The 22,973-nt window shown below is 69.8% G+C and carries 23 protein-coding genes, 1 tRNA gene and 1 pseudogene; 12 read left to right on the forward strand and 13 right to left on the reverse strand.

Annotated features, from left to right (window positions below; translation table 11 throughout):
- Positions 1-20: 20 nt before the first annotated feature.
- Positions 21-1,151, reverse strand: a pseudogene (locus ACZ7M3_RS12270) (ISL3 family transposase); the annotation flags it as partial.
- 282 nt (positions 1,152-1,433) lie between these two features.
- Here ACZ7M3_RS12270 and ACZ7M3_RS12275 point away from each other — a divergent pair.
- Positions 1,434-2,042, forward strand: a complete 609-nt coding sequence (locus tag ACZ7M3_RS12275) for a YdeI/OmpD-associated family protein (RefSeq protein ID WP_472062794.1) — start codon at positions 1,434-1,436, stop codon at positions 2,040-2,042.
- A 428-nt stretch (positions 2,043-2,470) separates the two neighbouring features.
- Here the strand turns inward: ACZ7M3_RS12275 and ACZ7M3_RS12280 are convergent, their stop codons facing one another.
- From ACZ7M3_RS12280 to ACZ7M3_RS12305, 6 genes are all read right to left on the reverse strand, one after another.
- The gene (locus tag ACZ7M3_RS12280; RefSeq protein WP_472062796.1) at positions 2,471-2,884 is read right to left on the reverse strand and encodes an NUDIX hydrolase; all 414 of its coding nucleotides are present in this window, start codon (positions 2,882-2,884) and stop codon (positions 2,471-2,473) included.
- A gap of 106 nt (positions 2,885-2,990) precedes the next feature.
- Positions 2,991-3,665, reverse strand: coding sequence for a DUF5655 domain-containing protein (locus ACZ7M3_RS12285; protein WP_472062798.1), 675 nt, complete (start codon positions 3,663-3,665; stop codon positions 2,991-2,993).
- 195 nt (positions 3,666-3,860) lie between these two features.
- Positions 3,861-5,681, reverse strand: coding sequence for a caspase, EACC1-associated type (locus ACZ7M3_RS12290; protein WP_472062800.1), 1,821 nt, complete (start codon positions 5,679-5,681; stop codon positions 3,861-3,863).
- Complete coding sequence (locus ACZ7M3_RS12295; protein WP_472062802.1) at positions 5,665-6,018, reverse strand: effector-associated constant component EACC1; 354 nt, start codon at positions 6,016-6,018, stop codon at positions 5,665-5,667. The genes ACZ7M3_RS12290 and ACZ7M3_RS12295 overlap by 17 nt, the downstream gene beginning before the upstream one ends.
- A 93-nt stretch (positions 6,019-6,111) precedes the next feature.
- Positions 6,112-6,405, reverse strand: a complete 294-nt coding sequence (locus ACZ7M3_RS12300; protein ID WP_472062803.1) for a hypothetical protein — start codon at positions 6,403-6,405, stop codon at positions 6,112-6,114.
- A 98-nt stretch (positions 6,406-6,503) separates the two neighbouring features.
- Positions 6,504-7,013 carry an SUKH-4 family immunity protein gene (locus tag ACZ7M3_RS12305; protein WP_472062805.1) on the reverse strand — a complete coding sequence of 170 codons (510 nt, stop codon included), beginning with the start codon at positions 7,011-7,013 and terminating at the stop codon, positions 6,504-6,506.
- Positions 7,014-7,679: 666 nt separating this feature from the next.
- Here ACZ7M3_RS12305 and ACZ7M3_RS12310 point away from each other — a divergent pair.
- Positions 7,680-8,897, forward strand: a complete 1,218-nt coding sequence (locus ACZ7M3_RS12310) for a tyrosine-type recombinase/integrase (RefSeq protein WP_472062806.1) — start codon at positions 7,680-7,682, stop codon at positions 8,895-8,897.
- A gap of 99 nt (positions 8,898-8,996) precedes the next feature.
- Here the strand turns inward: ACZ7M3_RS12310 and ACZ7M3_RS12315 are convergent.
- A tRNA-Pro gene (locus ACZ7M3_RS12315) sits at positions 8,997-9,070 on the reverse strand.
- Positions 9,071-9,170: 100 nt separating this feature from the next.
- Between ACZ7M3_RS12315 and ACZ7M3_RS12320 the strand changes: the two genes are divergently transcribed.
- Positions 9,171-9,698 (forward strand): DUF309 domain-containing protein, encoded by a 528-nt coding sequence (locus tag ACZ7M3_RS12320; RefSeq protein ID WP_472062808.1) that lies wholly within the window; start codon positions 9,171-9,173, stop codon positions 9,696-9,698.
- A 136-nt stretch (positions 9,699-9,834) separates the two neighbouring features.
- A complete protein-coding gene (gene cobF, locus ACZ7M3_RS12325; protein ID WP_351305468.1) occupies positions 9,835-10,605 on the forward strand; it encodes a precorrin-6A synthase (deacetylating) in 771 nt (256 codons plus the stop codon).
- A gap of 36 nt (positions 10,606-10,641) precedes the next feature.
- On the opposite strand, the gene ACZ7M3_RS12330 is transcribed toward cobF, so the two are convergent.
- Positions 10,642-11,388 carry a cobalt-precorrin-6A reductase gene (locus tag ACZ7M3_RS12330; protein WP_472062810.1) on the reverse strand — a complete coding sequence of 249 codons (747 nt, stop codon included), beginning with the start codon at positions 11,386-11,388 and terminating at the stop codon, positions 10,642-10,644.
- 21 nt (positions 11,389-11,409) lie between these two features.
- The gene (locus ACZ7M3_RS12335) at positions 11,410-12,183 is read right to left on the reverse strand and encodes a sulfite exporter TauE/SafE family protein (RefSeq protein WP_351305472.1); all 774 of its coding nucleotides are present in this window, start codon (positions 12,181-12,183) and stop codon (positions 11,410-11,412) included.
- 173 nt (positions 12,184-12,356) lie between these two features.
- Here ACZ7M3_RS12335 and ACZ7M3_RS12340 point away from each other — a divergent pair, with 173 nt between their 5' ends.
- From ACZ7M3_RS12340 to ACZ7M3_RS12375, 8 genes are all read left to right on the forward strand, one after another.
- Entirely contained in the window at positions 12,357-13,178 is an 822-nt protein-coding gene (locus tag ACZ7M3_RS12340; RefSeq protein ID WP_472062812.1) for an SAM-dependent methyltransferase, read from the forward strand.
- Between the two features lie 235 nt (positions 13,179-13,413).
- Complete coding sequence (locus ACZ7M3_RS12345) at positions 13,414-14,145, forward strand: hypothetical protein (protein ID WP_472062814.1); 732 nt, start codon at positions 13,414-13,416, stop codon at positions 14,143-14,145.
- A gap of 108 nt (positions 14,146-14,253) precedes the next feature.
- Positions 14,254-15,387, forward strand: coding sequence for an acyl-CoA dehydrogenase (locus tag ACZ7M3_RS12350; RefSeq protein ID WP_472062816.1), 1,134 nt, complete (start codon positions 14,254-14,256; stop codon positions 15,385-15,387).
- Between the two features lie 209 nt (positions 15,388-15,596).
- Entirely contained in the window at positions 15,597-16,751 is a 1,155-nt protein-coding gene (locus tag ACZ7M3_RS12355) for an SDR family oxidoreductase (RefSeq protein ID WP_472062818.1), read from the forward strand.
- Positions 16,748-18,088, forward strand: a complete 1,341-nt coding sequence (locus ACZ7M3_RS12360; protein WP_472062820.1) for an aspartate aminotransferase family protein — start codon at positions 16,748-16,750, stop codon at positions 18,086-18,088. Before ACZ7M3_RS12355 ends, ACZ7M3_RS12360 begins: the two co-directional genes overlap by 4 nt.
- A gap of 50 nt (positions 18,089-18,138) precedes the next feature.
- Positions 18,139-18,621: a type II toxin-antitoxin system RatA family toxin gene (locus ACZ7M3_RS12365; protein ID WP_472062822.1), complete on the forward strand. Its 483-nt coding sequence runs from the start codon at positions 18,139-18,141 to the stop codon at positions 18,619-18,621.
- Positions 18,614-19,186 carry a flavin reductase family protein gene (locus ACZ7M3_RS12370; protein ID WP_472062824.1) on the forward strand — a complete coding sequence of 191 codons (573 nt, stop codon included), beginning with the start codon at positions 18,614-18,616 and terminating at the stop codon, positions 19,184-19,186. The genes ACZ7M3_RS12365 and ACZ7M3_RS12370 overlap by 8 nt, the downstream gene beginning before the upstream one ends.
- 102 nt (positions 19,187-19,288) lie before the next feature.
- Positions 19,289-20,158: an esterase/lipase family protein gene (locus tag ACZ7M3_RS12375; RefSeq protein WP_472062826.1), complete on the forward strand. Its 870-nt coding sequence runs from the start codon at positions 19,289-19,291 to the stop codon at positions 20,156-20,158.
- Positions 20,159-20,266: 108 nt separating this feature from the next.
- Here the strand turns inward: ACZ7M3_RS12375 and ACZ7M3_RS12380 are convergent, their stop codons facing one another.
- The 3 genes from ACZ7M3_RS12380 to ACZ7M3_RS12390 all read right to left on the reverse strand — a co-directional run bounded on the left by ACZ7M3_RS12380 (position 20,267) and on the right by ACZ7M3_RS12390 (position 22,965).
- The gene (locus ACZ7M3_RS12380) at positions 20,267-20,854 is read right to left on the reverse strand and encodes a hypothetical protein (RefSeq protein ID WP_472062827.1); all 588 of its coding nucleotides are present in this window, start codon (positions 20,852-20,854) and stop codon (positions 20,267-20,269) included.
- A gap of 35 nt (positions 20,855-20,889) precedes the next feature.
- Positions 20,890-21,942: a fatty acid desaturase family protein gene (locus ACZ7M3_RS12385; RefSeq protein WP_472062829.1), complete on the reverse strand. Its 1,053-nt coding sequence runs from the start codon at positions 21,940-21,942 to the stop codon at positions 20,890-20,892.
- A gap of 63 nt (positions 21,943-22,005) precedes the next feature.
- Positions 22,006-22,965: a ferritin family protein gene (locus ACZ7M3_RS12390; protein ID WP_472062831.1), complete on the reverse strand. Its 960-nt coding sequence runs from the start codon at positions 22,963-22,965 to the stop codon at positions 22,006-22,008.
- Positions 22,966-22,973: the final 8 nt, after the last annotated feature.

Genomic DNA, 22,973 nt, shown 5'->3' on the forward strand with positions numbered 1-22,973 from the left:
GGCCATGCCATACCGGGTCTTCAAAGTTGAGCGGTGCGGAGGTGTCCGCGGGCTCGGCGGGTGGTGACGCAGCGTGTGCGTAGGCGTTGGTTGGCGGGGTTGCGGAAGCCGAACGCGTTGCGGGCGATGAGCTTGATCACGCGGTTGATCCCTTCGCTCTTGGCGTTGCTGTGTCCGGTGTGGATGAACGCGGCGATCTCCGGCCACCAGCGGTCGACGGTGGTGGCGAGCTGGCGGACTTCGGGGATGTCGGAGTCCGCGCACCAGGTGAGGAACTTCCAGCGGGCGTTGCCGACTTGGTGGCGGTCGGCTCCGGTGCGGGCCAGGGCGAGGAGGGTGCGCAGGTTCTCCTTGGCTATCCAGGCCGTCAGCAGCGTCTGCCCGATCTTCCCCTCGCCCAGGAGCGTGTTCCACATCGTGGCGAACTGGTCGTCGGAGAGGTCCTCGCGGCCCAGCAGAAGCTGTCGTCTGGCCTTCCACTCCGGGTCGCTGGCCCGTCCGCGTCGGCCGCGGGTCTCGGCGGTGGTGCGGCGCCTGACCATGGACAGCATCTTGTTGGCGAGCTGGACCACGTGGAAGTGGTCGACCACGACGGTGGCGTGCGGCAGGCCGATACGGATCGCGGCGCGGCATGTGGCCGACATGTCGATGGCGACATGGCCGATGCCCCTTCTCCAGTCCAGGCTGGTGGTGGCGAGCCAGACCAGGACATCGGCGACCGTGCGGCCGTCGACTTGTCCGAGCAGCCCGCTGTGGCCGAGGGCGTCGACGAAGCCGGTGTGCCACCGGTCCCGGGTCAGGCGCCACTTGCCGGTCTCCGCATCCTGTTCCCAGCTCGGCCGTCCGCGGCGGGTCTCGTCGATGCCCAGGACTGTGACCTGCGGCAGAGGTGCCTCGGTGACGTCGCGGGCCTGCGTGCGGAAGGCTTCCATCACGGTCGGCCAGGACAGATGCAGATCCCGTGCGGCCTGGATCACCGTGGAGCCGGCATCCCGTATGCGGCGCCCGGCCGTATCCCGCAGCCGGGCGGTCAGCCTGGCACCGGCCGGGATCTGCGGGATCTGCTCGGTGAAGGACCGGCGAGGGCAGCCGGCCTCGCGGCACCACCAGCGGCGCTTGTGCCAGCGGAACTCCAATCCGCTCTCGCCGTAAGGGAGATCGCCGGCCGGGTCACCGCCGAGCCCTTAACCCGGGTGGCGAACACCCCGCAGGCCGGGCAGGCCCTGGCTGTCTCGTCGGCCGTGACCAGGTGAACTCGGCGCCTTCCGTCGGCCAGCCGCTCAACCCGCGCGACGGACACCCCGTCGAGGTCGAGCAGCAACGTCGTATCGTTGACCAAGCCCGTGGCTCCTGCATGATCGTTCTGCGTCGAGAACAGAGATGATCACGCAGGCCCACGGGCATCCCGCACCCGGGACCGTGCCGAATGCCTCATGACAATCGGCCGGGTGTGGTTCGCTGCTGGGGTGACTCAGGACTTGGAGATCGTCGCATTCGAATCCGCCGAGGCATTCCAGACATGGCTCGGCGAGAACCACGCCGACTCGCCCGGCATCTGGCTCAAGCTTCGCAAGAAGGGCCCCGGAATCGCCGCGCTGGACTACACCCAGGCGCTCGACGCGGCACTCTGCTACGGCTGGATCGACGGCCAGAAGGCCAAGTTCGACGACCAGTGGTGGCTCCAGCGGTTCACCCCGCGCAAGCCGCGCAGCAATTGGTCCAAGGCCAACCGGGACAAGGTGGCCGCCCTGATCGAGCAGGGCCGGATGCATCCGCCGGGACAGGCCGAGGTCGACCGCGCCAAGGCAGACGGCCGTTGGGAAGCGGCCTACGACGGCGCGAAGAGCGCCACGGTGCCGGACGACCTCACGGCGGCCCTGACCGCCGCCCCGGCCGCGGCTGGGTTCTTCGAGACGCTGGACCGGCAGAACCGCTACGCGATCCTGTACCGGATCCAAGACGCCAAGAAGCCCGAGACCCGGGCGCGCCGGATCGAAAAGTACGTAGCGATGCTGGCGAAGGGCGAGAAGCTGCACCCGTAGTCACGGAGAGGGACCGTGGCCGTGTGCTGCCCTGGACTCCCAGCGCGCCTGCGGCCCCGGCAGCAGCCACCAACCGCCGTCGCTGAGCGTAACGAAACGTCAGAGGCCCTGAGTAGGCCGCTCAAGATCGAAGACCCCCCATACGTCGATCGGCATCTCCCGACGGCCACAGACCAGCCGCGAAACGCGCACGGCCAAGAGGGCCGGCAAGCGATCACGCCGCGTAGCTCACCCGGAAACAGATCCTGCGCCCGCTCCACGTCCCTCGGCGTACGGAGCTGCATTTCCAGATCCCCCGTCCCGTGGTGACCGAGACCGGACACGTCCCGGCGGAGAGAAAGACGACGGCGGTCAGTGCCGCCACTCCGCCCGTCGACGACAGCACACTCATTCGGGATCACGAGACCGCCACCTTGAGAAGGGAGTGCTCAGGCAGTCAGGGTTGCGTCGAGGTATTCCTGCACCGGCTCGAACAACCCGTACGGCACGTACTGCGGGATCTCGCCATGGGCGACCCAAGCGAGTTCGGCCAACTCGTCGGTGTCGGCTACGTGGGCAGTGCCGCCCATCACCCCGCAGGCCGTGTACGACATCAGCCGGCCAGTCTTCGGATGGACCCGCTCGCCGAGCAGCTTCATGGCGGCCACGTCCAGGCCGGTCTCCTCCCGGGTCTCCCGTACGGCGGCGTCTTCACGCGCCTCGCCGGGCTCGACCTCACCAGCCGGGAACTGCCAGGAGAGCTGCCCCTCGCTGACCCGGCGGCGGACCATGAGCACGCGCCCCTCGTGGACGACGATGGCCGCGGCGATGCCTGGTCGTTCCTCCGCGTTCTGCTGCGTCACGTCGGCCTCTCCAAGACAGCTAAAATTGGTGGACAGATCGTATCGACGGGGATGAAGCAGGGCACCGACTTTCTCGGGACCCACATGACGTCAAGCTGACAAGCAATCACGCCCCTGCGTAGCTCGCTCGGAACAGATCCTGCGCCCGCTCCACGTCTCGCGGCGTACGCAGCTGCACCTCCAGATCACCCGTCCCGTGGTGACCGAGACCGGACACGTCTCGGGTGAAACCCGGAACGAGGTCGACGTCCTGCGGGTCGACCTTCAGGTAGACCAGCAGCTTGCTGCGCTGCGGCAGGCAGAGGCAGGCGAAGTTCCGCAGGCGCTGGTACGCCCGGTACTGCTTGCGCTCGACGCGGTTCACGCCGTCCCCGAGCCCGAGCAGGACCTCGTCCACCGCGCTCGCCAGCTCCACCATCGCCTCGCCCTGGACGTCCGCCGCTGCCTGGGCAACAGACTGGCGCCGTGCCCGGCGGGACACCTGCGTGCCGCCGCTCACGGCGGCCACGGTCTCGAGGCCGAGCAGGTCGCTGCCGAAGAGTCGGTAGCGGACCAGGTCGATCGAGCGCCGGTGCTCGCGCACGGCGTGAACGTCGTAGTGGGTGAAGTCGCCGGCGATGCAGATGAGGCGCGGGCCGCTCCACAGGACCTGGGAGGCAGCCATCACCCCGAGCCGGTCGCGGACCAGGTACTCGAATTCGGCGCGGTGGTCCATCAGCCAGGCCAGGTAGAACAGGCCCTGGCTGATCACGCCGACATCCGTGCCGCGCTTGTACTCCACTTTACCGACCGCAGGAGCTCGGACACCGGCTCTGAACTGCGACCATTCATAGACTACATGTCCGCGACGGCGGGTCGGAGCCGTTGCTGTAGCTCGTCCGGGTGGACTCATGGGATGGCCCGTCCCCTGGGGTGGGTGGACGCTGCGGGGGCTGCTGAAAGCCCTGGCGGTCAGATCAGCTCGGGCGAGGGTGTGTCACTGGAGCTTCCACAGCCAGATGCCTTCGCCAGGGCCATCAACGCCGTGGAAGGTCGTACCACGTGCGAGGACTTTGCCGTCGGGGCTGAACGCCACCGAGTCGCTGACGTGGTCGGTGACGGTATGAGTGCTGCGGCCGGTGGTCACGTCCCACAGTCGGACGCCGCCTTCACCTCCGGTAGCAAGCGACTTCCCGTCCGGGCTGAACACCACCGAGTACGTGATCCCCCCGATGAAGGTGGTCATGGTGCGGCCGGTGGCCACGTCCCACAGTCGGACGCCGCCTTCACCTCCGGTAGCAAGCGCCTTCCCGTCCGGGCTGAACACCATCGAGTACGTCGGCTCCTTGATGAGGGTGACGGTGGTGCGGCCGGTGGCCACGTCCCACAGCCAGCACCCAACTGCCTTTCCGTCGTCTGTGTCGCTGCCCGCGAGCGTCTTGCCGTTGGGGCTGAGCGCGACCGACTTCATGGAGCGCTTCTGCCGGGTCAAAGTGGTGATGGTGCGGCCGGCGGTCACATCCCACAGCCGGACGCCGCCTTCGCCACCGGTAGCAAGGGTCTTGCCGTCGAAACTGAACACCAGCGATTCGGTTTGAGGGGTGTTCAGCTTGACGGTGGTGACCCCGGTGCGCGCGTCCCGCAGGCGTACGTCGTAGAAACCACCGGTGGCGAGGGTCTTGCCGTTGGGGCTGAACGCCAGAGAGCTCATGTCGTCTTGATCGGAGAGCACGGCGATGGTGTCGCCGGTGGCCACATCCCACAGCCGCGAACCGGAAGCGTAGTTTGCGGCGGCGAGTGACCTGCCGTCGGGGCTGAACGCCAGGGCCCTGGGGTCTGCGTCGGCAAGTTTGTCGGACTCCGGCCAGAGCATCACCGTAGCCCCGGCGGCTGCGCCGACTACTCCTACTGCGAGCGTGCCGAGGACTATGGTGCGCCGGTGGATTCGTCGCCGGGTCGACGGCGATTCCGGCCGTTCGTCCGGCCTTCTGCTCTGTGCCGGGGGTTCGACGTGCGTGGCATGGTCAGGTGCTTTGAGACGGCTCAACTGTGCTGCCGGCCCGGCGGTCAGGGTGTTGCCGGCCGCGTTCTTGGCTACCGGGCATTTGTCAGCGGTGTCCGTGCCGCGCTGGTTGGGGTGCGGCAGGTTGCGGGCGATCAGCCTGTGCCTCAGGTGGGGGTAAAGTTCCGCGAAGGTCAGCACCGGTGGGCCGCCGGCGACCCCTGCGCCAATCAGGTCGAGCAGTTCCCCGGTGAACGCGGTGTAGGTGTCGGCTTGCCCCGCGTGCGCGGTGCGGTCGGCCGCAGTGAGGGTATAGGTGCCTCGCACGTCGGTTATGTCGGCCAAGTGCTGCCGATCCCCTGCGAGCACATTAATAGCGCGACCGGAGTAACAGCAGTCCAGCACAACGGCTTTAACCTTGGCCGGGCTTCCGAGCAGAACGCTTCGGATCTTGGAGTACTCCAGTCCGGTAACGTCCGGTTCCTCGGCGATGGTGTCGCTGACGGCGAGTACGAGATCCCCGTTCATGGTGACGGTGCCGTGGCCCACGAAGTACAGCAGCAGCACACCGTTGGTGTTCTGGGCATGGCGGCGCAGATCGCTCATCACACGACGGCAGTCGACGGGATTGAGGATGCGAGTGACCTGGTCGTCGGGCCAGCCGCCCAACTCCTCGTCGACGAGCATCCGGTGCACGCCCCGCAGGCTATTTCCTGCGGCAGGCACGGACGGGAACCCTGGATCCTGGTAGGTGGAGACGCCGATGAGCACGGCGCGGGAGCCCGATCGGTCGATTCGATCAGTTCCCGGGGGCATCGTTGCCGTCCAGCACCCGGTTGATCAGAGCTATGGGATCGCTGACGCGCCGAGCATCGACCTCGACCGTGCGGCCATTGGCGGTGACGGTCACCTTGACGTCTGAACGCCGGGCGCGCAGCCACGCGGACAGTGACTGGGCCAACGCCACAGCCACTCCGCCGGAACCTAGAGCGACAGTGAGCACGTCAAGCCCGCTGCCGAGCTCCGTCTCTGCAACCTCCCTGCGCACGACCTGGACGGCACCCTCCAACTCACGCTCCGCGCGGAGCCAACCGACAAGCGCGGCCAACTCTCCAACCTCGTCGCCACCTCTGATACCGATCACAGCGTCCATACCTTCATCATTTCAGGCTGATCGCCAGCAGGCAGGAAGTTGGCCTCACGGCTCTGTCCACCGCGACGGGGACAGAGCCGTGAGGCGGGTCGGTCAGGTCGTTGACCCCGGGGTGGTGAGGCCAGCTTCGAGGTCGGCGATGCGCCGGTCCTGGAAGCGGAGAGTGGAGCGGGCTGCCTTGAGTCGTTCGTCGAGGGTGCGGTTGTCGGCGGTGAGCTGCCGGACCCGTTGCTTGAGGGTGGTGTTCTCGGTGGTGATCCGCTTGATGGCCTCCTCGGTCCACTCAGCTTCGAAGTCCCTTATCTGGCCCAGGAGTTCGCCGATGCGGGAGCGCTGGGTGAGGATCTCGGCGTGGGCGGCCTTGAGAGCGTCCTCGGCGTTTAGCACCCGTTCGCGCCAGGTTGCGTCCCGACCTCGTCGACGGCTGCATCGCTGCCACCGGCCTGATCCTGGACGGCTGAGTGAAACCGGGGACCGGTCCCAGATCACTCATCCCAGTCCGCATAGTCCCCGATCGCCACGTCGTCGCAGAAGGTTTCCCAGAACCCGTTGTGCACGAGAGCGGTCTCGTCGATGCCGGAGACGAGACCGCGCAGCTCTTCCGCCACCTCCTCGCACCTTTCCTCGTCGCCCTCGGCATAGAACGGGAAGCGTGCGATCACAGCCACGACGCATCGGTTGAAGGAGCCGAGGTCTTGGTTCACGTGACTGGCTGTCGTTGACTCGATCTTGGGAATCTGCACCACGTGACCAGTGGCCACGTCGACGGCGATGCGTCCGAACAGGCCACTCGACGCGATGGCGACCAGCCCCCGCTCACCGATCCCCTCGAAGTACACCGACTCGCTCAGCGGCCGGTACTCGTATCCGATCAACCCGCCTGGGATGCCAGTCTCCCCGAGAGCGACAGCGATCTGGGCGGGCACCTCGGGTGGGGCCTCGATGGGAATCAAGACGAACTCGGGCTTCGGCAGCTGCGGCAGAGGCTGGCTCACGGGAAGATCCTCTCCCGACGGACTGCCCGGGCAACACCCATTGGCCCGCGAGACGGCCGACTCAGGCCGAGCGGCCAGCCCCGACATCACGCATTCAAGTTCAGTAGCATCCGACGGGGCGGCAACATAGCCCGGAAACACCGGTTAGCCAAACCGGCGTTTCCGGAGACGATTAATGCGCCAACGTCCGCACTCGAGCACAACCACAAATCAAAGCGATGGTGAAGGCGCGTCGCCGCTCTGTCGGAAATTCGCCGCGCGTTCTCCGTTCGCGAACTGTGCTGTCCGTCTCTGGACTCTTCCGCAGATCCGTCTAGTGTTCCGTACTCCCCGGAGAATAGCCGCACTTGCCCAATGAACCAATAGCAACCATTGCCAACGCCGAACCGCATCGCGATAAGGAGGCCGCAGCGGACCCTGCAGCTGCTCACCATCATGCCGTCTCACCTGATAGCCGAGCGCCTCTCCTCACCAGCTCCTGGTATTCAACCAGTGACCTCGCTGCCTGCCTGAGAGTGGACGCCTCAACCCTGCGCAGCTGGCGCACCGCCCAGCCTCCACAGGGGCCGCCTTTCGTCACGGTCTCGGAACGCGTCGCCATGTGCAGCGTCCTTGACGTCGAGGAATGGCTGCGCCACCGACGTACCGTCCCGACCAAGGGACTCAATGGCCGATAAGACCAACGTTCCTGCCGGTGTCCGGCTCTCGACCGATATCGAGTACCGTCCTGATCGCCCCACTCCGTATAGGGCGCGTGTCCGGTGGACCGATCCAACCAGCAAGCGCCGCCAGTCACTGTCCGAGGGAAAGGACAGCGAAGAAGAGACCCAGGAATGGCTCCAGGCCATCATCGAGGCCGCACAGGCCGGCCTGAGCCCGTCGCTGGCCACCATGAAGCTCGCCGAATACGGCGAAGCGAACATGGACCTCGCCCTGCGCGGCCTGGAGTTGAAAACGCTGGCCCCCTACCTGTCGGGGTGGCGGATGCGTGTGGTCCCCGCCCTGGGCCACCGCCCGGTGCGGATGATCACCAATGGTGTCGTCGACCGCACCGGGCAGAACTGGATCGCCGACGAGCACAGCCGCTCCACGGTGAAGAACACCATCGCCGTCCTGGTCCGCGTCATGGAGCAGGCAGTACGTGACGGCATCATCAAGGTCAACCCCGCCTGGGTGACCCGCTGGCAGAAGCTCTACAAGCAGGCCGAGGACGAACTCCTCAACCCACGCGCGCTGGCCCTGCCCGACTGGGAGACCCTCCTCGCACTGGCCGACGCGCTCGTGGCCGCCTCCCACGACCAGTACCGAGGCTGGGGAGACGTGGTCGTCTTCGCCGCGTGCACTGCCGCACGGATCGGCGAGGTCTCAGGCTGCCGCGTCGGAGACATCGACACCACCCAGTGGATCTGGACCGTGCGACGCCAGACCACACCCGCGCCCTGCGGACTGACCGACAAGGGCACCAAGGACAAGCGGGCCCGCAAGGTTCCCATCGTCGATGAGATCCGCCCCCTCGTCGCCCAGCGCATCCTGTCCGCCGGCCCGAATCCCGACGCCCGCCTGTTCACCGGCCCGCGCGGCGGACGCATCTCCACCGCCGTCCTACGCGACGCCACACACTGGGACGACGTGGTCACCAAGCTCGGCTACGAGCACCTACGCCGCCACGACCTCCGGCACACCGGACTGACCTGGTTCGGCGACGCCGGAGTCCAGGTACACGTCCTGCGATGCATCGCCGGCCACGGCTCCCTGACCACCACCCAGCGCTACCTGCACCCGGACGTACACAAGATCACGGCCGTCGGGGCAGCGCTCTCCGCCCACCTCAGCGTCCTGCGTGCACCGCGCTCACTGCCGAGCCCGATCGTCGTGACCCGCTGACCCCGGTCAAGGGCGCCGGTCCCCAACTGGTCCCCAAGAATGATCAAGGGCCGGTTTCGGATTCCTCCGAAACCGGCCCTGATCTGCGACCGTCTCCAGTCGGGACGACAGGATTTGAACCTGCGACCCCTTGACCCCCAGTCAAGTGCGCTACCAAGCTGCGCCACGTCCCGGTGCGTTCACCCGCGGTGTTCCGCGTGATCGTGCGAACAGAACTTTACCCCACGTCGGGGGCTGCTCCGAAGAAGGCGCGGAGCGCGCGACAATCGGGGCATGAACGCAACATCCGGAGGTCGGCGGGGCGACGGGCGGGATCGGGACACGACGGGGCGGGCGCACAACGCCCGGCCGCGGGACGGACTGGGACGGCCGCTGCCGTACGGCGCCGACGGCGTCGAGCGGCAGCCGGAAGGAGTCGTCCGCAGCCCCGAGGAGACGGTCACCGAGGCGCAGGCGCTGCTCGACGCGGGGAAGCCGTTCCACGCGCACGAGGTCTTCGAGGACGCCTGGAAGTCGGGCCCCGAGGGTGAGCGCACACTCTGGCGGGGGCTGGCCCAGCTCGCGGTGGGGCTCACCCACGCGGCCCGTGGGAACACGGCGGGCGGTGCCCGGCTGCTGCGGCGCGGGGCCGGGGCGGTCGAGGAGTGGGCGGCGGGGGCGGACGGCCGGGGCCGCCCTCATGACCTGGACCTCGCCGAACTCGCCTCCTGGGCACGCGAGCTGGCGACGGTCGTGGAACGCGAGGGCGCCGCGATCAGCGCGGTGACGTGGGCGCCCCGGCTGCGGGGGCGCCGGGACTGACGATGCGGAGCCGCCGGGAGGGGTGAGTGCGGGGCCGCCGGTGCTCACGGGTGCGGCGGCGCCGATCGGCGCGGTGCGTGCGGCGTCACCCCGGTGCGGTGCGTCCGCTGTCAGTGGCGTGCGGCAGACTCGGGGTGTGCGAAAGATTCATGTCATCGGCATCGGCGCGGGCGACCCCGACCAGCTCACCTTGCAGGCGGTCAAGGCGCTGAGGAGCACGGACGTGTTCTTCATCCTGGACAAGGGCGAGGTGAAGTCGGACCTCGTCCAGCTGCGCCGTGACATCCTCGACGCGCACATACCTGCGGGGTCCTATCGCCTGGTCGAGGCGCGCGACCCCGACCGCGACCGGGCCGCCGGGGGCGCCGCCTACTCCCCCGCCGTCGGGGACTGGCGCAGTGCCCGCGCCGACATCTACCAGCGGCTGATCACGCAGGAGCTGGGCGAGGACGAGAGCGGCGCGTTCCTGGTCTGGGGGGATCCCGCGCTGTACGACAGCACGCTCGGGATCCTGGAGGAGATCCTGGAGCGGGGCGCGGTGGCGTTCACGTACGAGGTCGTGCCCGGCATCAGCAGCGTCTCCGCGCTGGTCGCCCGCCATCGGACCGGGCTGAACCGGGTGGCCCGTCCCGTCCAGATCACCACGGGGCGGCGGCTCGCGGAGGGCTTCCCCGAGGGGGTCGACGACGTGGTCGTGATGCTCGACGCCCATCAGACCTTCCGGCAGTACGCCGACGAGGACATCGACATCTACTGGGGCGCCTACATCGGTACGCCCGACGAGATCCTGGCCTCCGGTCCGATCGCCGAGACGGCCCCGCGCATCGAGCGACTGCGGGCCGAGGCACGGGATCGCAAGGGCTGGATCATGGACACGTATCTGCTGCGCAGACACCCGCGCGGCTAGGCCCTGTCCGGCGAGGCGAGCTGACCGGCCCCTCCGTCATCGAGGGCCGAGGTCCAGCAGGGCCAGGGCCGACGGCACGTCCGGCGCGGTGGTCACGTCCGCCGGGAGCGGGGGGCGGCGTACGACGACCACGGGGAGGGCGAGGTCGCGTGCGGCGGTCAGTTTGGCGGCTGTCGCCTCTCCTCCGCTGTCCTTGGTCACCAGCACGTCGACCCGGTGCGCGCGCAGCAGGGCCTGCTCGTCGTCCGGTGTGAAGGGTCCCCGGGTGAGCAGCACTTCCATGTCCTGGGGCATCGGCGGCTCGGGGGGTTCCACCGTACGGACGAGGAAGTGGAGCTCGGAGAGGTGGGCGAAGGCCGCAAGGCCCAGGCGGCCCGTGGTGAGGAAGACACGCCGGCCCAGGGACGGGAGGAGCGCGGCGGCCTCGGGGAGGGAGCCGACCCAGTGCCAGCGGTCGTCGGGGCCGGGGGTCCAGCCGGGGCGGCGCAGCACCACGGCCGGGATTCCCGTGGCCGCGGCGGCACGCGCCGCGTTCGCCGTGATCGCGGCGGCGAACGGGTGGGTGGCGTCGACCACGGCGTCCACCCGGTGCTCGCGCAGCCACCGCACCAGCCCGTCCGCCCCGCCGAAGCCCCCGACGCGGACGTCCCCGTCGAGCGCTCCCGGCCGGGAGACGCGTCCCGCCAGGGACGTCGTCACGCGGACACCGGGGCGGGCCGCCAGTTCGGCGGCGAGTCGGCGTGCCTCGGTGGTACCGCCGAGGACCAGGACGTGGGGGGACATGGCGTCGAGCCTACGAGGTGGTCAGCGCAGCAGGAGCTGCACCCCGCCCACCACCGTCGCCGCGATGACCAGCCGCTCGAACAGGATCTGGTTGATGCGGTGCACGGCCCATTTCCCGAGGAACGCCCCCGGTACGACGAAGATCGCGAGTGCCGCGTCCAGGAGCAGCGAATGCCAGTCGATGAGACCGAGGCCCACGCTGAAGGGCACCTTGGAGACGTTCACGATCAGGAAGAAGAAGGCCGAGGTCCCCAGGAAGCCGAGTTTGCGGAAGCCGGCCGACAGGAGGTACATCGACATCACCGGGCCGCCCGCGTTGGCGACCATCGTGGTGAAGCCGCCGAGGACGCCGTACGAGCGGGCCTTGACCCGGCCGGCCCGGGTCGAGACCGAGTCGGGTTCCTCGTCCTGGGCGGCGGCCCGGCGGCGCCACATCGTCACCGCCGCCATCAGCAGCAGGATCGCGCCGATGGAAGTCCGTACCATCCCGTCGTCGGCCCACACCAGGAACAGCGTGCCGAACACGACGCCCGCGGCGACCGCCGGGAACAGCCGCCACAGCGTGGGCCAGTGGGCGTGCCGCCGGTAGGTGAGCACGGCGAGCACGTCCCCGACGATGAGGAGGGGCAGGAGCACGCCGGTCGAGGCGCGGGCGGGCAGCACGGCGGCGAAAATCGCCAGGCTGACCGTGTTGGCACCGCTCACGGCGGTCTTCGAGAAGCCGACGAGCAGGGCCGCGGCGGCGAGCGCGGCGAACTCCCCGATGGATATGTGCCAGAGCGTCATCGTGTTCATGCGGGAACCGATGCTAGGCGCACGCATGTCCCGGCGTAAGGACCGTCTCGCCAGGTGACCCCTGCGGCGACGGATGACCCCGTGGGTCGGGGCCTCGGAGAATGCCCCGCCCGGCCCAACTCCCGTGGCAGACTGCTCGAACATCAACACGAGCGTGAGCAGAGGAGTGCCGCATGACCGCGACCGGGCCTTCCGCCCAGCGGATCGACACCAGCAGGCCGCACCCGGCACGGATGTACGACTGGTTCCTCGGCGGCAAGGACAACTACCCGGTCGACGAGGAGCTCGGGCGGCGGATCATGTCCACGGACGCGAGCGCCCCCCGCTCGGCCCGCAGCAACCGCTGGTTCATGCAGCGCGCCACCCGCTGGCTGGTCCGGGAGACCGGCATCCGCCAGTTCCTCGACATCGGCACCGGCATCCCCACGGAGCCGAACCTCCACCAGATCGCCCAGGCCGCCGTCCCGGACGCGCGGGTCGTCTACGTGGACAACGACCCGATCGTCCTCGCCCACGCCGAGGCCCTGTTGCGCGGCACCCCCGAGGGTGTGACGGAGTACATCCAGGCCGACGCGCGGGAACCGGGGAAGATACTCGAACAGGCCGCCCAGGTCCTCGACTTCGACCGGCCCGTCGCGCTGTCGCTGATCGCGCTGATGCACTTCGTCGCCGAGGAGGACGGCGCGTACGACCTGGTGGACACCCTGGTCGACGCGCTGGCGCCGGGCAGCTGTCTGGTCCTGTCCGCGCTGACCGGCGACTACGACCCCGTGACGGTCGCGACCGGGATCGCGGCGTACGCGGCGGGCGGCGTGACCCTCGTGGCCCGCTCGCACACCGAGGTCAGCCGCTTCTTCCAGGGACTCGACCTCGTCGACCCCGGGGTGGTGTCGCTGTCGAAGTGGCATCCCGAGCTCGCGCTGGACGAGGACGAGATCGGCGACGCGCCCGTCCCCCTGTACGGCGCGGTCGGTTTCAAGTCCCCCCGTTCCTGAGGCACTCGGCCATCACGCCCACGTCCCGGCCCGCCGCACGGGCGGGCCGACCCACTCGGCGGGGACCAGGATCAACTCCTGTTCCCCGCCGACGGGCTGAGGCCTGAAGGAACCCGCGGTGCAGCCGGCCTCCACGACCACCCCACCCGGTAGACCGCCGATGACCTTGAGCTTGTACCGTGCGGGCGGTGGCGACCGGGGAAGCGGGGGGCGGGCTGTGGGAGCGGATCACCGTGTGGGCGATGTCCTGTTGGTCTCGTGCCCGTACACCGACGCACGGGTCACCCGTCTCACCCGGCAGGAAGTGGTCGTCGAGTGGCCGTGGTGGGAGGTGGACCCGGAGTGCGACTGGATCGAGTGGAACGGCCAGGTGTCCCTGGCCGGCGATCCGGCCTCGTACGACTGGGACTTGGAGCTGTTCCGCACCGAGCCGCCGCCCCGGCACCTCGAGGTCGGCGCGGTGTGCAAGGTCGGCATCCCTCCCACGGTGGTGCATGTGATGAGCGTCGAACGGATGGATCCACCGCTGGAGACAGGACGTCTCCCTCGTCTGGGAACGCAGGTGATGGTGCTGCGCACGGGGCAGTCGCACGATCCCGACCTGGAGTGGCAGGGTTACGGGATCGCCCCCGACGACGGGATCCCGATCACCCTCGACCTGCTGTTTCGCCCGTACGCCTGCCTCGTGGCGGGTGATGAGGTCGCGGACGCCGCGGGACGTGCCTGGCGGTTCGACGCGCCGTGGGACTGGCATCCGTTCGACGGTCAGGAGCCCTCCGAACCCACCTGGCCGCTCAGTCTCCTGACCCGCGACGGCCGCCCCGACGACGCTGCGGCGACCGTCGTGGCGCGGGCGACACGCAGCGGTTCGCACGAGCAGGAACTCGCCCGCTGGGTGGAACTGACCCAGGCCAGACCCACCCGCCTCGTCGTCGTACGGGACTCGGCCCGGCAGCCGAATCACTGACCGTCGAACGTTCCAACATCCTTTTTGCCCCGAGGGGTTCCGCCGGTTCGCGCGTAAACAGAAACGACGCTGCCGGCGACACCTGAGGATCAAGGAGCAGGGGACGACATGAGATTCCTGGAGCGTGAGCGCGCGGCCCTCGCCAAACTGCTGCCCGGCCTCGACGAGAGTCTGAGGGCCGTACCGCTGATGACACTGGAGGGGCCGAAGAGCCCCGGCATCGGGTTGTTCCGGGAGGCGGGCGGGCCGGGTCTGCTGGCCCCGACCGCCCTCCAGGGCCGGGGTGCCACCGCGTTGGAGACCCTGCGGGTGCAGCGCGCGCTGGGCAGCCGTTCGCCCTCGCTCGCGGTGGCGACGACGATGCACCACTTCTCGATGGCCACGCTGGTCGGGCTGAGCGACTCCGGCGAGGGGCTGGAGTGGATGCTCGTCCAGGGCGTCGCGTCCGAGAACCAGCTGATGGCGTCCGGCTTCGCCGAAGGACGCAGCGGCGCCGGCATCCTGTCGCCCTCCATGTCCGCCACGGTGACGCCCGAAGGGGTGCGGATCACCGGCGTGAAACGGCCGTGCAGCCTCGCCCGTTCCATGGATCTGCTCACCGCGAGCGTGGTGGTGCCGTGCGAGGAGGGCGAAGGAGAGGAACTGGCCGTGGCGCTGGTTCCCGCCGAGAGCGAGGGGCTGAGCGTCAGCGGCTTCTGGTCGAGCACCTTCCTGGCGGGCGCCGAGAGCGACCAGGTGACGCTGGACAACGTACTGGTCCCGCCGGAGCTCCTGGTGCGCACGGCCTCGCCGGCCGGGGCCCGTCTCGACGCGGTGCAGACCGCTGGCCTCGTCTGGTTCGAGCTGCTGATGACCGGCAGCTACCTCGGCGCCGCGAGCGCCCTCGTCGAGCGGGTGCTGCTCAACGACCGGGTGCCCGACGCCGAGCGGGTCCGGCTGCTGGTGGAGATCGAGGGCGCGACGGCGGCCGTCGAGGGCCTCGCCCGCCGGGTGGACGCGGACGCGCCCGACGAGTCCGCGCTCGCCGACTCGCTCTACGCGCGCTACACCGTGCAGGACGCCCTCGCGCGGATCGTGCCCCGGTCCGTCGAACTGCTCGGCGGGCTCAACTTCATGACCTCGGACGAGGTCGGATACCTCGCCGCCTGCGCCAACGGCCTCGCCCTGCACCCGCCGTCGCGCTCACGGATGACCAGCCCACTGTCCGCGTACCTCGTCGGCGAGCCGCTGACCATCGCGTAACCCCGGCACGCTCGAGCGCCCCGAAGGGGGCGCGAGGAACGGCGCGACCAGCCACAGACAACCCGCAGTCGCCGCCGAACAACAAGAACCGAGCTCATGGGCGCCCCGCGCGCGCAAAACACCAGCACCCGAACACCCACCCGCCCGGACACCCGCCCGCCCGTCCGTCCGGCAGGACCTACGCTCACCCGACCGAGGGGATCACCGCCATGCCTCCGTCCCGGCCCCGGCCCAGCGCTCCGACCAGCCCGCAACCGTCCGCGAAACGCCCCACGATTCTGCTCACCGGCGGCGCCGGGGTACTCGGCAGAGCCCTGATCGAGGAGCTGTCGCCGGATTTCGGAATCGTCTGCCTGCGCCATCGCACGCCGGTGAACGACCACCGGGTCCGTGAGGTCCGCGCCGATCTGCTGCAACCCGGACTCGGCCTGGCCCAGGCGGACTTCACCCAGCTCATCGCCGAAGTGGACCTGGTGGTGCACTCCGCCGCGGCCACCAACTGGAAGGCGGAGCCGGACCAGATCCGGCGGGCCAACCTCGACGGCACCCTTGCGATGCTCGACCTCGCCACCCGTGCCGAGGCTCCGTTCTTCCACATGAGCACCGCCTTCGTCGCCAACCCGCTGGCGCCGGAGGAGCAGGAGCGCTTCCCGGGTGCCGCCGCGTACCTCGCCTCCAAGACGGCGGCCGAACAGGTCGTGCGCGACGCCCCGGTGCAGGGCGTGATCATGCGCCCGTCGGTGGTGATGGGTGACTCCGTCACCGGTCGGATCGCCGGGATGCAGGGGCTGACGCGGGCACTGGGCGCCATCGTGAAGGGGCAGGTGCCGGTGCTGCCGGGAGCGCCGGACGCACGGATCGACATGGTGCCCCAGGACATCGTCGCGCGTGCGGTGGGTGACCTGGTGAGGGCGGGTGTCACGGGCGGCGAGTACTGGCTGACGGCCGGCACCGAGGCGCTGCTCCAGCGTGAGGTGGTGGACACCTGCCTGGAGTTCGCCGACCAGTGGGGACCGAGGCCGCATCCGCCTCGGCTCATCCCGCTGGAGTCGGTGCACCGGCTGCTGCTGCCGCTGATCGAGGGCCCCACGTTCCCGGAGTCGCTGCGCCGCCGCTTCCAGACGTACGCGGAACTGCTGCTGGTCTTCCAGCGGGCCCTCCCCTTCGAATCGTCCCTCGGGTCGCCGCACTGCGGCACGGCCCTCTCGAAGGACGACCTCCGGCGGGCGCTCGTCCGCAACCTGGCCGCCTGGTCCACCGGGCGCGGCGGCATGCGCGCCCGCCTGCGTCCGGGGCCCGCGCAGGACACGGCGGCGAGGTCCCAGCCCTCGCAGGCCACCCACACCCAGGAACTGGCCTCATGACCGCGGCCCCCGCCCCCGTCGAGACGCCGGACACCGGAACCGTGACACCGCACACCGGATCCGTGACACCGGTCGCCGACCTCGCCACGGACCGTGTGCACATCGCCCGGCTCTACCGCGAGCACCTCTCCTCCGGCCGGTCCGTGCTCGGCACGGTGCTCGGCGGCATGCTGGAGACGGCGTCCGACGGCGCGTGGGTGTTCACCGAGGACGGCCGCCGCTACCTCGACTTCGGTGGTTACGGGGTCTTCATCCTCGGTCACCGGCATCCCCACGTGACCGCGGCCGTGCACCGCCAGGTGGACACCCATCCGCTGGCCGGGCGGGTCTTCCTGGAGCCCGTCGCGGCCCTCGCCGCCGAGGCACTGGCCGCACGGACCCCACCGGGCCTCGATCACGTCCACTTCGTGAACTCCGGCGCGGAGGCCACCGAGGCCGGTCTGAAACTGGCCCGGGCGCACGGCCACACCGCCCTCGTCTCCACCATCGGCGGCTACCACGGCAAGACCCTGGGCGCGCTGACCGCCACCGCCAACCCGAAGTACCAGCAGCCCTTCCAGCCGCTGCTGCCGGACAGCACGGCGATCCCGTACGCGGACACGGCCGCGCTGGAAGCCACGCTCGCCGAACTCGGCCGCCGGGCCTGCGTGATCGTCGAGCCGGTGCAGGGCGAGGGCGGCGTACGCATCCCACCGCCGGGCCATCTGGCGGAGGTGAGCCGGCTGTGCCGGACGTACGGGGCCTTCCTGATCGTCGACGAGATCCAGACGGGCCTGGGCCGACTGGGTTCGTGGTGGGGCATGGACGCCGACGCCGAGAGCGGCCTGCCCCCACAGCCCGACGTACTGCTCGTCGGCAAGGGACTCAGCGGCGGTGTCGTGCCCGTCGCGGCGATGGTCGCGACCGCGGCGGCCTACGGGCCGTTCTCCCGCGACCCCTATCTGCACACCTCCACCTTCGCGGCCTCCCCGATCGCCTGCGCCGCCGCGCTCGCCGCGGTCGAGGCCCTGGACCGGGAGGGCGTCGTGCCGCGTGCCAAGGCTCTGGGCGAGCGGCTGCTCGCGGGCGTCCGGTCCGCCTGCGCCCCGTACACCGGCGGCCTGGTACGCGAGGTCCGCGGGCGGGGGCTGCTGATCGGCCTGGAGTTCACCGAGGAGCAGGCCGTGGGTGAACTGATCCTCGAGCTGGTCGGGCGCGGCGTCCTCGTGAACCACTCCCTCAACGCCACCCGGGTGCTGCGGCTGACACCGCCCGCGATCGTCGGCGAGGAGGAGGAACGGCTGTTCCTCACCGCCCTGACCGAGGCACTGCGCGTCGTCGCGACCCACATCGGCTGACCCGTCCGCCACCGCCGACCCGTCCCTACCGTGGAAAGGCAACACCTCCCATGCGTCACGTGACCGTACGGCTGATCGCCCACGACGTCGACCCCGAGACCGCCTACCAGCGGATCCGTGATTTCCGCCGGTATCCCGAAGTCACCGAGACCGTCCGCCAGGTCGTGGTCCATCCACCCCATGACGACGGCACGGTGGTGTCGGACTGGACCGTGCGCTTCAGGAACGGTCTGATGCGCTGGTCGGAACGGGACGCGTTCTTCCCGAAGACGCGGACCATCGGCTTCACCCAGCTCACGGGTGACTTCGAGCTGTTCGAGGGCACCTGGCGGTGCGCGTCCGGCGAGGACGGTACGGCGGTGACCTTCGACGCCGTCTTCGACCTGGGGATCCCCACGCTGGCGGAACTCCTCGACCCCGTCGCCGACTCGACGCTGCGCAGCAATATCGAGCGCATCCTGCGCGGGCTGCTCGGCAGGGTCTCGCCCACCCCGGCCCAACTCGCCGACAGCGTCGCCCCCGCGCATGGCTGACCTCACCCTCGTGCCCCGCCGGTCCCGTCCCGACCGCCCGTCCGCCGCGGGCTGGGACCCCCTGCGGGACGAGCCCGGCCCCGACACGGTCCGCTGTCTCGGTCTCTACGCCAAGCTGACGGCCGGCGTCACGGTCGTCACGGCGCTGGACGGGGCGGGCCCGACCGGGATGACGGTCTCCGCGCTGACCTCCCTGTCGGCGCGGCCGCCGCTGATCCTCGCGTGTCTGCGCGGCAGTTCCCGCACGCTCACTGCCCTGCGCGAGCAAGGTGCGTTCGCCGTGAGCCTGTTGACAGACCATCAGAGAGCGGTCGCGGAACTCTTCGCCGACTCCTCCGTGCCGCCCGCCAGGCGGTTCGAGGGCAGCCCGGTGCGCCGGGTGCTCGGCCTGCCGGTCCTCGCCGACGCGCTCGCGTGGTCGGTGTGCCTGGTCGAGGACGTACGACCGTACGGGGATCACCACGCCGTCGTCGGACGGGTGATGGCGGTGGAGGTGAACGGCGGACGGCCGCTGCTCTGGCACGACCGGGCGTTCCACGCACTGCCCGCGGCGACCACCGACTGAGCCCACCAGCAGTCAGGACGGAGGCCCGGCCGGGGTTCGCCCCGGCCGGGCCTCCCTCGTATCCACGACCACCGCACACACAACCGAGGCCAAGGAGGCCCCATGTCCCTGCCCCGCATTCCCGGCGTGAACTCCGAGAGCGCCGCGACCGAACTGCTCAGGACGCCCGAGCGGCTGGCCGGCAACACCCAGTCCACCGCGCACCGGCTGGTCGCCGGGCTCGACGGCGACCCCGAGACGGACGACTGGGGCCTGCCCCCGACGCCGGAGCGTCCTCACCCGGTCGTCCTCGTGCACGGCACGCTCGGCGACCGGGAGTCCGTCTGGCGGAAGCTGGCACCCGCGCTCAGGACGGCAGGGCACCGTATCTTCCGCCTCAACTACGGGGAACTGCCCACGCTCCCCCGCCTGTACGGTCTCGGCGACATGCGGAAGTCCTCCCAGGAGCTCGCGGACTTCGTGGACCGGGTGCTGGTGGACACCAAGGCGTCGAAGGTGGACCTCGTGGGCCACTCGCAGGGCGGGATGCTCCCGCACTACTACCTCAAGTACCTCGGTGGGACCGGGAAGGTGCGCCGTGTCGTCGGGATCGCGCCCAGCAACCACGGGGTCGAGGTGGCGGGCCTGACGAAGCTGGTCCGCCAAGTCCCGGGCGTACAGGCGGTCGTGGAGGACCAGGTGCTCTTCCGGATCAGCCCGGCCTTCACCCAGCTGCTGCACGACTCGGAGTTCGTGGGTGAGCTGGTGGCTCCGGGCGACACGGTGGACGGGGTCGACTACGCCGTCATCTGGTCGACCCGGGACGAGCTGGTCCAGCCTCCGGAGGCCCAGCAGCTGAAGCCCACCCGGCCGGAACACCCGGTCACCAACACCTGCCTTCAGCTCCTCGCCCCGAAGAACCGGACCACCCACCTGGCCATGCCGTACGACCCGATCGTGGTGCGCGAGACACTCAAGGCGCTGGCCGACTGAGTCCCGTACGAAGACGAAGCACCCGTACGGGACCGAGGGAAGGGACGAAAGGGAGGGGGTGGTGCGGGCCCGGTCGGCCCGCACCACCCCCTCCTTCGCGTGGTCGGCTCAGAACGCCGTGCAGCGGCCCTTCTCACCGGGCCACAGACACACCTGGCCGAAGACGTCGAAGCCCGCGACACCGTTCGGGTCGATCTTGTCGAAACGGGGCTTGGGAATCTGCAGACCGTTGATCTGGTCGCCGGCGAGCGGGCCGCTCGTGACGGTACGGTCGGGTACGGGGCTTCCGTTCTTGAGGTCGCCCTTGTAGTAGAGGCCGCCGACCTCGCCGGTGTTCCAGGTACCCGTGTCGTTGCCCTCCACCGAGAAGGTCGGCGGCAGCGCACCGAATCTCCCGATGCCTTCGATGTCCCAGACGACGTCGGTCAGCTGCGGCGCCCGCCCGGTTGGCGAGTGGCAGTCCAGGTACCCGACGTGCCCGGAGATCTCGGCTTCCTTGACCCGCACGCCCAGCGGCGGACTGAAGTTCAACTCGGCGTCGAGGCGGCACACGAGGTCGGGGACCGGTGCGGCCCGTACCGCGGCCGATTCGGCCTGGGCCGCGGGGGCGGACAGGGCCGTGCCCGCGAGGAGGGCGGCGGCCAGCACCGACCTCCTGCCGAGGCGGGACAGCGGGGACAGCTTCGATTTCGCCATTGCTGAGAACGTCATTGTGTCGGGTTTCCTTTCCTTCAGGCCGTGGCCGTGGTGCCACGGAGAACTTCGCTCGCGGAGCCGAGATGCTCCGCGAGGTCGCGGTACGACTCCAGGACGCCCGTCTCGACGTACGGGATCTCCCGCTCGACGCAGAACTGCTTGACGAGCGGATAGGCGCGGCGCAGCGCCGCCCTGGGCATGCCGGGGAAGAGGTGGTGCTCGATCTGGTAGTTGAGGCCGCCGTAGAAGAAGTCGCCGATGTACCCGGTGGGCAGGGTGCGCGAGGTGAGGACCTGGCGCTCCAGCCAGCTCCACTCCTTGCCCACGCGGGTCGGCAGGCCCTTGTGGTTGACGGCGAAGGCGAGGCCGAGCAGATAGCCGAGGAGGACCTGATGGACGGCGAGGAAGAGCAGGACCGACGGCCAGGGCAGGAGCACGAACAGCGCACCGAAGAACAGCACCGCGTGCAGCACCATCAGGCCGCCCTCCAGGAGGGGCTTGCGCAGTGCCCGGCGGCGCAGGGCGATGACGCCGGCGATACGCAGCACCAGGGCTTCGAGGCCCAGCAGCGGGAAGAACAGATAGCGCTGGTTGGCTGCGAGGAAGCGAGCGAATCCCTTGCGGTCCTGGGCCTGTTCGGGCGCGAAGATGGCCACGCGCCGCAGGATGTCGGGGTCGAGCTCCAGATGATTGGGGTGGTTGTGGTGCCGGTTGTGGTGCTGCACCCACCAGCCGAAGCAGACCCCGAGCATCAGGTTGCCGTGGACCAGGCCGAGGGCCTGGATGAACCTGCGGGACCGGGTGATCTGACGGTGTCCCGCGTCGTGGACGAGGAAGGCGAGCTGTTCGTGCCAGACGGCGAGCCAGACCGCGGCCAGGACCACCTTCCACCAGGTGCCGTCGGAGAAGGCCAGCGCGGCCCAGCCGAGGGCGTTCATCAACCAGACCACCGCGATCCCGGTCACGTACTGACCCGTGCGGGGCCGCATGAGCCCGGCGGCCTGGACGCGCCGGGTCAGTTCGCGGAAGTCCTCGTCCTGCGCGGCCGGTTCATGCGGTGAGGAGTTGACTGCCTGGCTGTCGGTCATCGGTGTGCCACCGACCCTTCCGTTGTGGGACGCCCGCGATGCGGGCGGGTGTGCGTGGCCTGTTCACGAGGTCAGGCCCATGTCGGTGAGGCGCGCTTCCTGGGTGACGCGCGACCATTCCGCGGCGGCGAGCATCCGTTCCTCGGCTGTGGTGTCGACCAGGCGGCGGCCCGGCCACAGCTCGTAGTCGCCGGCGAGGTCGCGGTGCTGGTCCAGCCCCTGCTGATAGAGCTGTTCGCGGCGGAAGGTCATCTGCTGCACCGGGAGTTCGGACCACAACCGCATCCCGCGCGCGACGAGTTCGCCGATCCGCTCCAGGTCCTCGGGGTGTTGCCGGACATGGCGGCGGACGATCGTGGTGCCCACGGACAGATGCCGGATCTCGTCGATGCCCGCGGCGCGTTCGATCTCGGCGGCGGGCGCGTCGAAGGGCCGCCATTTGCGCTCGCTCAGCTCGGCCGTGGGCGCGAGGACCCCCTCCACCAGGACGGTGAGGGTGATCACGCCACCGATGTAGTCGCGTTCCTTCTCCATGACGGCGAGCCCGAACTCCTCCAGGGGGTTCAGGACGGCGTCCCGGTCGACCCCGGCGAGCGACTCCATGTTGGCCGCCAACTCGCCCTGAGGTACGCCCAGTTCGAGCAGGTGGCCACGGAAGGCGTAGGCGTGGCGGGCCTCGTCCATCAGCTGGGAGGTGTAGAAGTCCATCCCGGAGAGGTCGGGGGCGTACGCGACGAGGAAGGAGATGGCGCGGGCCGCCTTCTCCTCCGCCATCGAGCGGAAGGCGAGCTCCTGCATGACGGCCTGGCGCAGCGGCCCGTCCACCATCATGTGGTCGGGCACCGGCACGTCCGGGGAGCGGCCCAGGGGATCGCCGCCGAGGGTGCCTTCCGGTACGGCCCGGAACCAGTAGCCGAGGTCGCAGCCCTCCGGTGTCAGTTCGGTGCGCAGCGCGCCTTCCAGGAGACCCGGGGCGCGGTGCCGGTCGGCCTCCACCGGGAACTTCTCGATGGATGTGGTCATTTCAGCCT

The organism is Streptomyces sp. NPDC111656 (assembly GCF_055656965.1).